Here is a 14,854-nt window from a genome sequence, read left to right on the forward strand (position 1 = left end):
ATTTGAGAATAATAGAATTACTAGTTAATAATAACACTTAAAATTATTAAAATGGCAAAAGTTAAAGGAGCTATAGTAGTTGACACAGAAGCTTGTAAAGGTTGTGAAGTTTGTATACCTGTTTGTGGTGAAGATGTTATAGGAATGACAGCTGATGTTAACCGAAAGGGTTATCACTACGCATATATGAAAAATCCAGAAGCTTGTACAGGTTGTACTAATTGCGGTATAGTTTGCCCAGATAGAGCAATCTCTGTATATAGAGTTAAAGTATCTGCTTAATTAATAAAAATCTTAAAATGTCAGAATTAAAGTTAATGAAAGGTAATGAAGCATTGGCTGAAGCAGCTATTAGAGCTGGAGCTGATGCTTATTTTGGGTATCCAATTACACCACAATCAGAAGTCATTGAATATTTAATGACCGAACAACCTGAAAAAAGAACAGGAATGGTTGTTTTACAAGCAGAAAGTGAAATTGCTGCAATTAATATGGTTTATGGAGCTGCAAGTACTGGTAAAAAAGTATTGACTTCATCATCAAGTCCAGGTATTTCTTTAAAATTAGAGGGGATTTCCTATTTAGCTGGAGCAGAGTTACCTGCAGTTATTGTAAATGTAGTTCGCGGTGGTCCTGGTTTAGGAACTATTCAGCCTTCACAAGCAGATTATTTCCAATCTGTTAAAGGTGGCGGACACGGAGATTATAAATTATATGTTTTAGCACCCGCATCAGTTCAAGAAATGTCAGATTTTGTTGAAGATGCTTTTGATATAGCATTTAAATATAGAGCCCCCGTTTTAATTCTTTCTGATGGTTTGATAGGTCAAATGATGGAAAAAGTACAATTAAAAGATCAAAAACCTCGTTTGACTGATGAACAACTTATTGAAAAAAACGGAAGTTGGGCAGTAACTGGTAGAAAAAATAGAGAAAGAAATATTATTACTTCTTTAGATTTAGAATCTGAAAAAATGGAGAAAAGAGTTCATAGATTAATGAAAAAATATGAACAAATGGAAAAAGAAGATTTACGATACGAAAAAATTCTATGTGATGATGCCGAATACTTAATTGTTGCCTACGGATCAAGTGCACGTATCAGTCAAAAAGCAGTAGAATTAGCAAGAAAAAAAGGAATAAAAGCTGGTTTATTAAGACCTATTACTTTATTTCCATACCCAAAACAACAATTATTAGAATTAGCCGACCAAGTTAAAGGTATTTTAAGTGTTGAATTAAACGCTGGTCAAATGATTGAAGATGTACAACTTTCAGTTCAATTTAAAGTTCCTGTTGAACATTTTGGACGAACTGGCGGAATTATTCACACTCCTGAAGAAGTTTTAGAAGCTTTAGAACAAAAAATTATAAAATAATGGATATAGCCGACATTATAAAACCACAGAATCAAGTATTTTGTAAAACAAAATTAATGACAGACACTGCGCTGTCATATTGTCCAGGATGCGGTCACGGAACAGCTCATAATTTAACAATGGAAGTAGTGGATGAAATGGGAATTTCTGAAGAAACCATTGGTGTTGCTCCCGTTGGGTGCTCTGTTTTAGCATATGATTTCATGAATATTGATATTACACAGGCCGCTCACGGTAGGGCTCCTGCAGTTGCAACCGCAATTGCGAGAACTTGGCCAGAAAAATATGTTTTCACCTATCAGGGTGATGGAGATTTAGCAGCTATTGGTACCGCTGAAACAATTCACGCTTGTAACAGAGGAGAAAACATAGTTATCATTTTTGTAAATAATGGTATTTATGGAATGACTGGTGGACAAATGGCTCCAACTACATTAGAAGGTATGGTTTCTTCAACTTCACCTTATGGTAGAGAAATAAAATCAATGGGATCTCCATTAAAAATGACTGAATTAGTAGCTAATTTACCTGGTGTATATTATGTTACTCGTCAATCTGTACATACACATAAACACGCTAGAAAAGCAAAAAAAGCAATTCAAAAAGCATTTGAAAATACTCGACTAAAAAAAGGATTATCATTTGTTGAAATTGTTTCAAACTGTAATTCAGGATGGAAAATGACTCCAAATGAATCTAATATTTGGATGGAAGAACATATGTTTCCATATTTTCCTTTAGGTGATATTAAAGTTGATGGAATATTAAAATAGAAATTATGACAGAAGAAATTATTATTGCAGGATTTGGTGGACAAGGTGTGCTATCAATGGGTAAAATATTAGCATATTCTGGCATTATGCAAAATCAAGAAGTAAGCTGGATGCCATCATACGGACCAGAAATGAGAGGTGGAACTGCTAATGTTACCGTTATTTTAAGTGATGAAAGAATCAGTTCTCCTTATTTAAAACTTTTTGATACTGCCATTATTTTAAACCAACAGTCTATGGATAAGTTTGAAAATACCGTTAAACCTGGAGGAATATTAATTTATGATCCCAACGGAATTTCTGTTCATCCTGTTAGAAAAGATATTAAAATATTTCAAGTTGAAGCTACTAAATTAGCCGCTGAAATGGGAAATAAAAAAATATTTAATATGATTATTTTAGGCGGTTTCTTAAAAGAAAAGCCCATTGTAAAATTAGAAAATGTAATTGAAGGATTAAAAAAATCATTATCTGAACGCTATCATTTTTTAATACCTTTAAATGAAGAAGCTATAAATAAAGGAATGGAATCCATTACTCCTTATAAAATGAAAGAAAAAGTTATTGAATAGTTAGATATTAGTTGTTAAACATATTTAAATTCGCTTATTTTATAGTACATTTCTATAAAATAAGCGAATTTTTATTTATGGCATCAATTTTAGTGACTGGCGGAACAGGCTTAATAGGTAAACATCTTTGTAATCTTCTTTCAAAAAAAGGACATAAAGTTTTAATTTTAAGTAGAAATTCATCTAACAATCCCAATGTATTTAAATGGGATATTGAAAATAATTATATTGACGAAAATGCTATTAAAAATATAGATTTTATCATTCACTTGGCTGGAGAAGGAATTGCTGACAAACGCTGGACTTCGGATAGAAAGAAACTTTTAATTAAAAGCAGAGTTGCATCAGCCAATTTATTATTTAAAAAAGTAAAAGAGCTAAACCCAAATCTAAAAGGGTTTATTTCAGCATCTGGAATAGGTTATTACGGAGCAATTACTTCAGAAGAAATTTTTGATGAAAATAGTGCTTCTGGAAATGATTTTTTAAGTACTATATGTGTACAATGGGAAGAAGCATCACTTCAATTTAATTTATTAAATATTAGAACAGTATTATTAAGAACTGGCGTTGTTCTTACAAAAAAAGGTGGTGCTTTAGAAATAATAATAATGCCTATAAAATTTGGTTTGGGTGCAGCTTTAGGAAGCGGAAAACAATATATGCCTTGGATTCATATTGATGATTTATGTGAAATGTATTTACAAGCAATTGAAAATACAAAACTTAAAGGAATTTATAATGCTGTGGCTCCAGAACATTGTACAAATAATACTTTATCAAAAGCCATTGCTAAAGTGTTAAACAAACCTTTCTTCCTTCCAAATATTCCTGCTTTTTTATTAAAAATTGTGTTGGGTAAATTATCATGTATTTTACTTGAAGGTAGCAAAGTATCTTCAAAAAAAATAGAGGAAACAGGCTTTAAATTTCAATTTTCAAATTTAAATGATGCACTAAAAAATTTATTAAACAATTAGAAAGATTCTTTGTTTTTATTTTTGAAAGGCCTAATTATCAATCTAGTCTCTCTATCAAACCAAATATAATTATATACCCAATTGAAAAATACAACTGCTTTATTTCTAAATCCAATTAATGATATTAGATGAACAAACATCCAAACAAACCAAGCAAAAAATCCTTGAAATTTCCATATATCTAAATCTACAACTGCCTTATTTCTTCCAATTGTTGCCATAGAACCCTTGTCTTTATATTTAAATGGTTTCATTGGCTTATTATTTAAAACTGCAATAATATTCTTAGCTAATTGAGTTCCTTCTTGTATAGCAGGTTGCGCCATCATTGGAAGTCCTTTTGGAAATTTAGAAGTTACCATATTTGAAACATCTCCAACTGCAAAAATATTCTTATAGCCTTTTACACAATTAAATTCATCAACTTGAATTCTATTTACTCTTTCAACAACACATCCTTCACTTAACCCATTTACAGGAGCTCCTTTTACACCAGCCGCCCAAACTACTGTAGAAGAATTAAATGATAAATCTTTATTTGTTGAAACTAAAAAACCATCGTAATTAGTAATGTTAACATTTTTCCATATTTGTACTCCTAATTCAACTAAAAAATCTTCGGCCTTAACAGAAGCCTTTTCACTCATTGAATTTAACAATCTATCACTTCCTTCAACAATATTAATTTGCATTTGCCGAATATCTAAATCAGGATAATCCTTTGGTAAAATTGCTTTTTTCATTTCAGCTAAAGCACCAGCTAGCTCAACGCCCGTAGGTCCGCCGCCAACAATCACAAAATTCATTAAGGCATTTCGCACTTCAAAATTTGAAGTCAACAAAGCCTCTTCAAAATTTTCAATTATTAAACTTCTTAGATTTAAAGATTGTGGAACATTTTTCATGGCCATACTGTAGCGTTCAATAAAAGTATTTCCAAAATAATTTGTTTTTGAACCAGTTGCAATTACTAAATAATCATATTTTAGTTTGCCAATAGTAGAATGAATTTCATTATTTTCAGCATCTATATTAAGTACTTTAGTTAATCTGAAAAAAAAATTAGGGATGCTTTTTATTATTTTACGCAAAGGAAAAGCAATAGAATCTGGTTCCAAACCACCCGTTGCTACTTGATACAATAATGGTTGAAAGGTGTGATAATTGTGCTTATCTAGCAATACTACTTGAATTTCTTTATTTTTTAATCCTTTTGCTAAAGCAATTCCAGCAAATCCTCCGCCAATAATTACAAGTCTTGGAAAACTTGTTTTAGGTATATTCATTTCTTTTAATTAGTTCATGCAAACTTACAATTTATAGGATGACTTTACCAAAAAATTTATGTTATAAATTATTGGGTAAAATTGCCTATTTAATTAATTTTAAAACAATTTCACTCACTGGTAAAATGGAATTAGTATGTTGAATACTAGGGCCAGCAACCCAAACAGTTTTATAAGTAGCTTTTGTAGCTGCTTTCTCAGTTGCTTTCATACCAATTGAAAAACGAATCATTTTCACCCATTTTTTTAATTTTTTGTTTTTATTTAAAACACCTTCAATCCAGGTTTGTTTTGTTCCAATTTTTTGAACATAAGGAGTATTGATTACTGTACAAGGAGTTCCTGAAATTCGCTCAGTCATTACAATATCATCTGCTCCATAATGCACACAAGCTTCTTTATACTCTTTTGTAACGCTCGCTTCTATAGAAGCGATAAATGGACTCCCAACAGAAACACCGGCTGCACCAAAATTCATCATCTTATCTACATCTTTCTTACACCCTACTCCTCCAGCAGAAATGACCGGAATATTACAATTTGCAACTAATTCAGTAATTAATTCCTTAGGACTATTACCTCCTCTATGTCCACCCGCTTCATTATTAACAGCTATAATAGCGTCCGCACCTAAACTTTCAACTTTTTTAGCAAAATTTAAATCCGTTACATCACAAAAAACTATAATATTATGTTGATGAGCTTGTTTAATTGTTTCTTCTGGACTTCCTAAAGATGTGATGATAAAATCAACACCTTCTTCACAAAAAACAGCTAATTGCCCCATATACTTAATGTTAGATTTGTTTACAATTAAATTAAATCCAAAGGCACCACCTTCAATTTTTGCAGCTTTTAATTCTTTAATTGCAGTTCTTAATTCTTCATTAGTTCTATAATTTAACGCTGGAATACAACCTGCAATTCCACTTTTCATTCCTTCAATAACCATTTTAGTATTAGATACTAAAAACATTGGCGCTTGTATTATTGGGTATTTAATATTAAGTAGTTGAGTTAATTTTACTGAATTCATTGTATTGATTTTTCTCAAATATAGTAAATATTATGCACGCATAATAAATATTTTTAAACGAAAAACGCACCCAAATTGGGTGCGTTTTTTTATGTATTTAGAATATTATTATTCTTTTACTTCTTCAAAGTCTACATCTTCAACATTGTCACCTTCTTTTTTAGGATTTGCATTACCTGCATCTCCAGTTGGTGCACCTTGAGGTTGCGCTTCTTGTTCTGCTTTGTACATTTCCTCACTTGCAACTTTCCAAGCTTCATTTATCTTTTCCATTGCAGCATCAATTTGTGCAATATCTTTAGATTCATGCGCTTTTTTCAATTCAGCAAGTGCTGCTTCAATTGGATCTTTTTTATCAGCTGATAATTTTTCACCAAATTCTTTCAATTGTTTTTCTGTTTGGAAAATCATAGAATCAGCTCCATTAATTTTCTCAGCAGTTTCTTTTGCTTTTTTATCTAAATCAGCATTTGCTTCTGCATCTGCTTTCATTTTTTTGATTTCATCTTCAGTTAAACCAGAAGAAGCTTCAATTCTAATATCTTGCGTTTTACCTGTAGCTTTATCTCCTGCAGTTACATGAATAATTCCGTTAGCATCAATATCAAAGGTAACTTCAATTTGTGGAGTTCCTCTTTGTGCTGGTGGAATACCATCTAAATGGAAACGACCAATTGTTTTGTTATCAGCTGCCATTGCACGTTCACCTTGTAATACATGAATTTCTACTGATGGTTGATTATCCGCTGCCGTTGAGAATACTTGTGACTTTTTAGTTGGAATTGTAGTATTAGCCTCAATTAGCTTAGTCATAACATTACCCATAGTTTCAATTCCTAAAGATAACGGTGTAACATCTAATAACAATACATCCTTAACATCACCGGTTAAAACTCCACCTTGAATAGCTGCTCCAATTGCAACAACCTCATCTGGATTTACACCTTTTGAAGGTACTTTTCCAAAGAATTTTTCAACAGCTTCAACTACTGCAGGAATACGAGTTGAACCACCAACTAAGATGACTTCATCAATATCTCCAGTTGTTAAACCAGCACCTTTTAATGCAGTTTTACAAGGCTCAATAGTTCTTTTTATTAAATCATCAATTAATTGTTCAAACTTAGCTTTCGTTAAACTACGTACTAAATGTTTTGGTCCTGAAGCAGTTGCCGTAATATAAGGCAAGTTAATTTCAGTTGTTGCTGAAGATGACAATTCAATCTTCGCTTTTTCAGCAGCTTCTTTTAAACGTTGTAAAGCCATAGGATCTTTACGTAAATCCATGTTTTCTTCAGCTTTAAACTCATCAGCTAACCAATCAATAATTTTTTGATCCACGTCATCACCACCCAGGTGTGTATCTCCATCTGTTGATAACACTTCAAAAACACCATCTCCCAACTCTAATATAGAAACATCATGTGTTCCACCACCAAAGTCAAAAACAACTATTTTTTGATCAACTCCTTTTTTATCCATTCCATAAGCCAAAGCAGCTGCAGTTGGCTCATTTATAATACGACTTACTTTTAAACCTGCAATTTCACCAGCTTCTTTAGTTGCTTGACGTTGTGCATCATTAAAATAAGCTGGTACAGTTACAACAGCTTCTGTTACTTCAGTTCCTAAATAATCTTCTGCAGTTTTCTTCATTTTTTGAAGAATCATTGCTGAAATTTCTTGAGGAGTGTATAATCTTCCGTCAATATCAACACGAGGTGTATCATTATCACCTTTTACAACTTTATAAGGTATACGGTCCGCTTCCATTTTAGACTCAGAATATTTGTTCCCCATAAAACGTTTTATTGAATATATTGTTTTTAATGGATTTGTAACGGCTTGACGTTTAGCAGGGTCACCTACTTTTCTTTCGCCACCTTCAATAAATGCAACAATAGAAGGTGTTGTTCTTTTTCCTTCTGCATTAGGAATTACCACCGGTTCGTTCCCTTCCATTACAGAAACACACGAGTTTGTAGTTCCTAAATCTATTCCTATAATTTTACCCATAATAGTATATTTTTTTGTTCTTAATTTTTTTTAAACTTACATATTGAATTAGACAATGATTATGCCATTTAACTTTTTATGTCAAGTTGTCATAAAAATATTTTTTATTCATTTTTTTTGACAAATTTTCAAATTATAATATTTTAATAAATTCATGATTTTAAGAAAAATATTTTTTCAAAAACATATATTTACAATCTAAAAATAATTAAGAGTATAATGGAGTGTATTTCTATTTTTGATATGTTAAAGATTGGTATAGGTCCTTCAAGTTCACACACTTTAGGACCTTGGCGTGCGGCTGAACGTTGGATAAATCATCTTAAAAAAGAAAATAATTTTGAAGGAATTACAGCAATTAAAGTTAATTTATATGGCTCATTGTCATTAACAGGAAGAGGTCATGCTACAGATTTGGCTGTTATTTTAGGTTTGGCCGGACAAGACCCAGAGTATATATCCGTTACTGAAATTCAACCTTTAGTAGACAACGTAAAAAACTTACACAAAATTAAGTTTGGAAATAGGTATTTTATAGATTTCAATTCTTCAACATCAATTATATTTAATAGAGAGTTTCTTCCTTTTCATGCAAATGCCATAAAGTTTACTGCTTTTAAAAATAATATAGAAATTTCAAATGACACATATTATTCAATTGGTGGAGGATTTGTAGTTCGGGAAGAATTAATTCATGCTAAAGAAAATAGAGAAATTCATAAAACCTTTCCTTATCCGATACAAAAAGCAAAAGAACTGGAAAACTATTGTAAAGAAACCAAACTTAAAATTTCGGAAATTGTTTTAGAAAACGAAAGATCTCTCAGAACAGATACCGGAATTGATATTGAAATTAAACGAATTTGGGATACAATGTTAGAATGCATGTATATTGGTTGCCATACAGAAGGAACTTTACCTGGCGGGTTAAACGTTCGACGTAGAGCTTTTGACATGCACAAAAAATTAAAAGGTGAGTTAGAATATAATTCACCTAAAGAATGGTTAAATACTATCCGAAAAACTGAAGTAAAGTTTCGAGAAATCTTAAAATGGGTGAGTTGTTTTGCTCTAAGTGTAAATGAAGTAAATGCATCTTTAGGCAGAGTTGTAACTGCTCCAACCAATGGAAGTGCAGGTGTAATTCCGGCAGTTTTAATGTATTATATGGTATTGGAAAATCACGAAGCTAGTTTTACAGATATAAAACAATTTTTGTTAGTAGCTGGCGAAATTGGAAGCATTTTTAAAAAAGGAGCTACTATTTCAGCGGCAATGGGCGGATGTCAGGCAGAAATTGGCGTGTCATCGGCAATGGCTGCTGGAGCCCTAACGGAATTATTAGGAGGAACACCAGAGCAAGTTTTAATGGCTAGTGAAATTGCTATGGAGCACCACTTAGGTATGACTTGTGATCCAATTGGGGGCTTGGTTCAAGTACCTTGTATTGAGCGTAATGCAATGGGAGCTATAAAAGCAATTAATGCTGCAGAATTAGCTTTAGAAAGTAATTATTTAAATGCTAAAGTACCGTTAGATATGGTTATCTCTAGTATGTGGGAAACTGCTAAAGATATGAACAACAAGTATAAAGAAACCTCGGAAGGTGGATTAGCTGTTGGTGTAAATCTATCTGATTGTTAAAATAAATTTATATATACAAATATTATTCTTTATATTTGATACATTGAACTCTATTATTAATAAAAAAAAATTCGTTACTCATGAGTAAATTCGATGAAAAAATAGCACTATATCAAAGTGAAATGAACAAATTAGGTCTAAAATTTGACGCTGATTTATTAACAAAGGTTACTAAAGGATTGGGACCTTCAATTTATAAAGCTGACGCTGAAACTGTTTCAGGATCTGATAAAAAAGAATTAGCAACTGTTAAGAATAATTTCTTAATTAAAAAACTTGGTTTAACTGATGGACCTAAATTAGATAGCGCAATTGATGCAGTTATTGAAAAGGTTGGAAAATCTAACAGAAATAAATACAGAGCTATTGTTTATTATTTATTAGTTAAAGAACTTAAACAAGAATCTAAATATTAATTAGATTTTTAGTACAAAATAAAAAAGCCACAATAATTTGTGGCTTTTTTGTTTTCTATATTTTTTCTAATTAATCTTCCTCAGTGTCTTCATCTGGAATTTCATCTAAATCTCCATCAGAATCATATACATCATCAAAGTTATCTTCATCTGCATCATAATCTTCCATTGTTTCTTCCAATTTAAGACTTATTTTTACTAAATACATAGTATCTTCAGTACTTACTTCTACTGCTCTCACGGTTTCACCCTGCGCATTTTTAAAAGTAATAATATCTTTATAACCATATCCATTCGGATATTTATCAACCAACATATTAAGAATATCTTCAGTTAATTTACTATAATCTACAATAACTCTTTTCATTTAAACTTCAATTACATATTTAATAAATAGGCGAAAATTAATGGCGCAACAATTGTAGCGTCACTTTCAATTATATATTTTGGAGTATCAATATCTAATTTACCCCAAGTTATTTTTTCATTTGGAACCGCTCCTGAATATGAACCGTAACTTGTTGTTGAATCTGATATTTGGCAGAAATAACTCCAAAATGGCGTGTCAGTTCTTTCCATATCTTGATACAACATTGGCACTACGCATATTGGAAAATCTCCAGCAATACCTCCTCCTATTTGAAAAAATCCAATTCCTTCTTTAGAATTAGCTGTGTACCAATCTGCTAAGAATGTCATATATTCAATTCCAGATTTCATAGTACTAGCTTTTAATTCTCCTTTTAAAACATAAGAAGCAAATATATTACCCATTGTACTATCTTCCCATCCTGGAACAACCATTGGTAAATTAGCTTCTGCAGCAGCAATCATCCAGCTGTTTTTTGGATCAATTTCATGATATTGATCTAAAACTCCTGAAAGCAATAATTTATACATAAATTCATGTGGAAAGTAACGCTCACCTTTATCCTCTGCATCTTTCCAAATTTTATAAATATGTTCTTGTAATCGTCGGAATGCTTCTTCTTCTGGAATACAAGTATCTGTAACTCTATTTAAACCTTTTTCTAATAAATCCCATTCTTCTTTTGGAGTTAAGTCTCTATAATTTGGAACTCTTTTGTAGTGAGAATGTGCAACCAAATTCATAATGTCTTCTTCAAGATTTGCTCCTGTACATGATATGATTTGAACTTTATCTTGTCTGATAATTTCTGCAAATATTTTTCCTAATTCAGCAGTACTCATGGCTCCAGCTAATGAAACCAACATTTTTTTACCTGATGCTAATTGATTTTCATACTCTTTTGCTGCATCAACAACTGTTGCGGAGTTAAAATGTAAATAGTATTTTTCAATAAATTGGGAAATTGCTCCTTTTTTACTCATAATCTTCGTCTTGGAATTTTGATGTTTTATTATTTGGCTCTGAAAAACCACTTTCGTTTTCATAATCATCTTCATCTGCATTATCAAACTTATAACTTAACATTTTGTAGTAAAGTTTTGAAGCTAAATAACTAGAAGCTTTATCATTTTCATTTGGGCAAAGATCTGTTAAATCTAGACCAACAACATTTTTTTCTTTAAATAATTTTTTAAGAAATTCTAATGTTTCATACCAGAATAAACCTCCTGGTTCTGGATAACTTGTAGATCTAACTAAAGACATATCTAATGCGTTCAAGTTAAATGACAAAAACACATTGTTTGTCATTAAATCAATCGCATTTTCCATCCAATAGTCATCACTTACCATTTCATGAGCATAAAAAGTTTTGTCTTCATCAACAATAGTTTTTTCAATAGCATCCATACTACGAATACCAATTTGAATTAAATTTGTTGTTTGACTAGCATCTGAAAGTGCACAAGCATTATTATAGCTTGATCCGTCAAATTCTGCTCTTACATTTGCGTGTGCGCCAATATGAACAACTGTTAAATTATCAAAACATTCATTAAATGCTCTTATTGAACCAATTGAAACAGAGTGTTCACCGCCAACAAGTGTTACAAATTTGTTTTTTCTGATATATTCTTTGGTAGTTGCATGAACAGATCTAACCATTTTTTCTGCAGTAGCAGTTTCAATAACATCATCTGCTAAAAATATACCGCTTTTATAAACTTCAGAATCAGTTTCTATGTCATACAATTCCATATTTTCTGAAGCATCTAAAAAGGCTTTTGGACCATTCACTGCTCCTTTTTCCCAATTTACTGTTCCATCAAAAGGAACAGGAATTAATACTACTTTAGAAGTATCAATTTTAGCATATTTTTCAGGTATTCCTGCGTAAGTTCTTTTATTCATAACCTAATATCTTTAAAAAGTCGCTTGCTGTTTGTTTTTCTTTAAATACTTTATATTCTAGTTTTCCTTCGTTATTCTTTGATATAATCACATGTTTTGGTTGTGGAATTAAACAGTGTTGTAAACCTCCATAACCTCCTATTGATTCTTGATATGCACCCGTATTAAAAAAGCCTAAATACAATGGTTTTTCTTCTTTGTATGCTGGTAAATAAATAGCATTTATATGTTGTTCGGAGTTGTAATAATCATCACTATCACAGGTTAAACCTCCTAATAGAACTCTTTCATAAACATCATTCCAACGATTTAAAGGTAATAAAATAAATCGTTTATTTATAGCCCAACTATCTGGTAATGTTGTAATAAACGAAGAATTTATCATATTCCATCGTTCTCTATCGTTTTGTTTCTTTTGATATAATACTTTATAAATTGCACCTCCACTTTCACCTACAGTATAACTACCAAACTCAGTAAAAATATGTGGCACTTGCACTTCAGCATCTTCACAAGCATCTTTAATTTGGCATATAATTTCATCCACCATATAGTCATAATCGTAATTAAAGCCTAACGAGTTTTTTATTGGAAAACCACCACCTATATTTAAACTGTCTAATGATGGGCAAATACGTTTTAAACTAATGTAAACTTTCATGCATTTACTTAATTCATTCCAATAATAGGCATTATCTTTAATACCTGTATTAATGAAGAAATGCAACATTTTAAGGTTTACCTTATGATTATCTTTTACTTCTCGTCTGTAAAAGTCTACAATGTTTTTATAACCAATTCCAAGACGTGATGTATAAAACTCAAATTTTGGCTCTTCTTCAGATGCTATCCTAATTCCAATATTAATTTTTTTCTTTACACCTTCAGTTAGTAAACCAATTTCCTCATAATTATCAATAATTGGAATGCAATTTTTATGTCCACTATTAATTAGATTTTGAATTTTAGTAACGTATTCTTCCCGTTTAAAACCATTACAAATAATATAGTTTTTATCGGTAATTTTACCATCTCTTTTAAGATTTTCAATAATATCAATATCAACTGCCGAAGAAGTTTCAATATGTATATCATTTTTTAAGGCCTCATCTAAAATGTGTTTAAAATGAGAACTTTTTGTGCAATAACAGTAGTTATATTTAGCTTTATATTTATGCTTTTTCATTGCTTTTTCAAACATTGATTTAGCATTTTGAATATTCTCACTAATTTTTGGTAAGTATGTAAATTTTAATGGGGTTCCAAATTCTTCTGCCAACTTCATGGTATCAATATCATGAAAATGTAAATTTTTGTTGGAATCTATTTTAAATTCTTCTTGAGGAAAATCGAAAGTTTGATTTATTAAATCAATATATTTTGTATTCATTTAGTTGTTTTAATTTAACATTTAATAACGCAACCAATTATGGCTTTTATTAAGTTCTTTACAGCAAGGTTCTACCTACACTCTTATCACCAAATAAGTTTTTTTAAACCTTACAGCTTTTAACGGGCTGTATAACTTTAAAATGTAGTTAAAAGAAGTCATTAAATCTTTTAATCTTCGTTGTTATATATTATTAAATTCCTTTTAAAAAACTGAAAATCAATAAGTTGAATTTTTCACGTTTATACTCTTAAAATGTTTACAAAAACACGAGGCAAACATATATAAAAAATCAATACAAATTGAAAAAAATATGTATTTATCTTGTAAAAACTAACTGGTTTTCCGAAGATAAATTTGAATCGAAAGCGTATCCTTCGCTATTAAATCCTTTCAAATCTTCAATTTTTTCAATTGAATTGTCAATAATATACCTGACCATTAAACCTCTGGCCTTTTTAGAAAAAAAACTAATTATTTTAAGTTTTCCATCTTTATAATCTTTAAAGACTGGAGTAATTACTTTTGCTTTTAATAATGTAGGTTTAATCACTTTAAAATATTCATTACTTGCTAAGTTAATAAAAACCTCATTATCAGACAACTCTGCATTAAGCTCATTTGTTATTTTTTTATCCCAAAACTGATACAAATCTTTTTTTACACCAATTTTTAGTTTTGTTCCCATTTCCAATCTATATGGCTGCATTAAATCTAACGGCTTTAATAAACCATATTGACCAGATAATATTCTTAACTTATTTTGAAGTTGATTTATTTTTTCTTCATTTAATGTATATGCATCCAAACCAATATAAACATCGCCTTTAAAAGCATAAATTGCTTGACGTGCATTTTCTAATGTAAAAGGCAATTGCCAATCTTGATTTCGCTGCCAATTTAATTCTCCTAAATTTGAAGAAATACTCATTAATTCACTTAACTTTTTAGGCGATTTACTTTTTAATACACTATTTATTTTAGCTGCTTCTTCTAAAAAAAGACCTTGTGTATATTTATTTATAGGAAGTTGAGTTTCAAAATCTAATGATTTTGCAGGTGATATAACTATTTTCATTTT

The 14,854-nt window shown here is 30.6% G+C and carries 15 protein-coding genes; 7 read left to right on the plus strand and 8 right to left on the minus strand.

Annotated elements, in window-relative coordinates; translation table 11 throughout:
- Nucleotides 1–51: 51 nt before the first annotated feature.
- The 5 genes from JEY78_RS12210 to JEY78_RS12230 all read left to right on the plus strand — a co-directional run bounded on the left by JEY78_RS12210 (nucleotide 52) and on the right by JEY78_RS12230 (nucleotide 3,704).
- On the plus strand, nucleotides 52–282 hold the full coding sequence (locus tag JEY78_RS12210) for a ferredoxin family protein (RefSeq protein WP_291851646.1): 231 nt from the start codon (nucleotides 52–54) through the stop codon (nucleotides 280–282).
- A gap of 17 nt (nucleotides 283–299) precedes the next feature.
- Nucleotides 300–1,379, plus strand: a complete 1,080-nt coding sequence (locus JEY78_RS12215) for a 3-methyl-2-oxobutanoate dehydrogenase subunit VorB (RefSeq protein ID WP_291851649.1) — start codon at nucleotides 300–302, stop codon at nucleotides 1,377–1,379.
- Nucleotides 1,379–2,152 (plus strand): thiamine pyrophosphate-dependent enzyme, encoded by a 774-nt coding sequence (locus JEY78_RS12220; RefSeq protein ID WP_291851652.1) that lies wholly within the window; start codon nucleotides 1,379–1,381, stop codon nucleotides 2,150–2,152. The genes JEY78_RS12215 and JEY78_RS12220 overlap by 1 nt, the downstream gene beginning before the upstream one ends.
- 5 nt (nucleotides 2,153–2,157) lie before the next feature.
- Nucleotides 2,158–2,724: a 2-oxoacid:acceptor oxidoreductase family protein gene (locus JEY78_RS12225; RefSeq protein WP_291851654.1), complete on the plus strand. Its 567-nt coding sequence runs from the start codon at nucleotides 2,158–2,160 to the stop codon at nucleotides 2,722–2,724.
- A gap of 77 nt (nucleotides 2,725–2,801) precedes the next feature.
- The gene (locus JEY78_RS12230; protein WP_291851657.1) at nucleotides 2,802–3,704 is read left to right on the plus strand and encodes a TIGR01777 family oxidoreductase; all 903 of its coding nucleotides are present in this window, start codon (nucleotides 2,802–2,804) and stop codon (nucleotides 3,702–3,704) included.
- Here the strand turns inward: JEY78_RS12230 and JEY78_RS12235 are convergent.
- From JEY78_RS12235 to dnaK, 3 genes are all read right to left on the minus strand, one after another.
- Nucleotides 3,701–4,990, minus strand: coding sequence for an NAD(P)/FAD-dependent oxidoreductase (locus tag JEY78_RS12235; RefSeq protein WP_291851661.1), 1,290 nt, complete (start codon nucleotides 4,988–4,990; stop codon nucleotides 3,701–3,703). The genes JEY78_RS12230 and JEY78_RS12235 overlap by 4 nt on opposite strands.
- An 85-nt stretch (nucleotides 4,991–5,075) precedes the next feature.
- Nucleotides 5,076–6,026: a nitronate monooxygenase gene (locus JEY78_RS12240; RefSeq protein ID WP_291851664.1), complete on the minus strand. Its 951-nt coding sequence runs from the start codon at nucleotides 6,024–6,026 to the stop codon at nucleotides 5,076–5,078.
- 108 nt (nucleotides 6,027–6,134) lie between these two features.
- On the minus strand, nucleotides 6,135–8,042 hold the full coding sequence (gene dnaK, locus JEY78_RS12245) for a molecular chaperone DnaK (protein WP_291851667.1): 1,908 nt from the start codon (nucleotides 8,040–8,042) through the stop codon (nucleotides 6,135–6,137).
- A gap of 219 nt (nucleotides 8,043–8,261) precedes the next feature.
- On the opposite strand from dnaK, the gene JEY78_RS12250 reads away from it, so the two are divergent.
- Complete coding sequence (locus JEY78_RS12250; RefSeq protein ID WP_291851670.1) at nucleotides 8,262–9,686, plus strand: L-serine ammonia-lyase; 1,425 nt, start codon at nucleotides 8,262–8,264, stop codon at nucleotides 9,684–9,686.
- Between the two features lie 80 nt (nucleotides 9,687–9,766).
- Nucleotides 9,767–10,102 carry a DUF2853 family protein gene (locus tag JEY78_RS12255; protein ID WP_291851673.1) on the plus strand — a complete coding sequence of 112 codons (336 nt, stop codon included), beginning with the start codon at nucleotides 9,767–9,769 and terminating at the stop codon, nucleotides 10,100–10,102.
- A 70-nt stretch (nucleotides 10,103–10,172) separates the two neighbouring features.
- On the opposite strand, the gene JEY78_RS12260 is transcribed toward JEY78_RS12255, so the two are convergent.
- From JEY78_RS12260 to yaaA, 5 genes are all read right to left on the minus strand, one after another.
- Nucleotides 10,173–10,469 (minus strand): hypothetical protein, encoded by a 297-nt coding sequence (locus JEY78_RS12260; protein ID WP_291851676.1) that lies wholly within the window; start codon nucleotides 10,467–10,469, stop codon nucleotides 10,173–10,175.
- Between the two features lie 11 nt (nucleotides 10,470–10,480).
- A complete protein-coding gene (locus JEY78_RS12265) occupies nucleotides 10,481–11,455 on the minus strand; it encodes a deoxyhypusine synthase family protein (protein WP_291851679.1) in 975 nt (324 codons plus the stop codon).
- Nucleotides 11,448–12,383, minus strand: a complete 936-nt coding sequence (gene speB / locus JEY78_RS12270; protein WP_291851682.1) for an agmatinase — start codon at nucleotides 12,381–12,383, stop codon at nucleotides 11,448–11,450. The genes JEY78_RS12265 and speB overlap by 8 nt, the downstream gene beginning before the upstream one ends.
- Nucleotides 12,376–13,773: an arginine decarboxylase gene (locus JEY78_RS12275; RefSeq protein ID WP_291851684.1), complete on the minus strand. Its 1,398-nt coding sequence runs from the start codon at nucleotides 13,771–13,773 to the stop codon at nucleotides 12,376–12,378. Before JEY78_RS12275 ends, speB begins: the two co-directional genes overlap by 8 nt.
- Nucleotides 13,774–14,092: 319 nt before the next feature.
- Nucleotides 14,093–14,851 (minus strand): peroxide stress protein YaaA, encoded by a 759-nt coding sequence (yaaA, locus tag JEY78_RS12280; RefSeq protein WP_291851687.1) that lies wholly within the window; start codon nucleotides 14,849–14,851, stop codon nucleotides 14,093–14,095.
- Nucleotides 14,852–14,854 lie beyond the last annotated feature (3 nt).

The sequence above is a fragment of the Lutibacter sp. genome, assembly GCF_016342705.1.
In the GTDB taxonomy this organism is placed as follows: domain Bacteria; phylum Bacteroidota; class Bacteroidia; order Flavobacteriales; family Flavobacteriaceae; genus Lutibacter.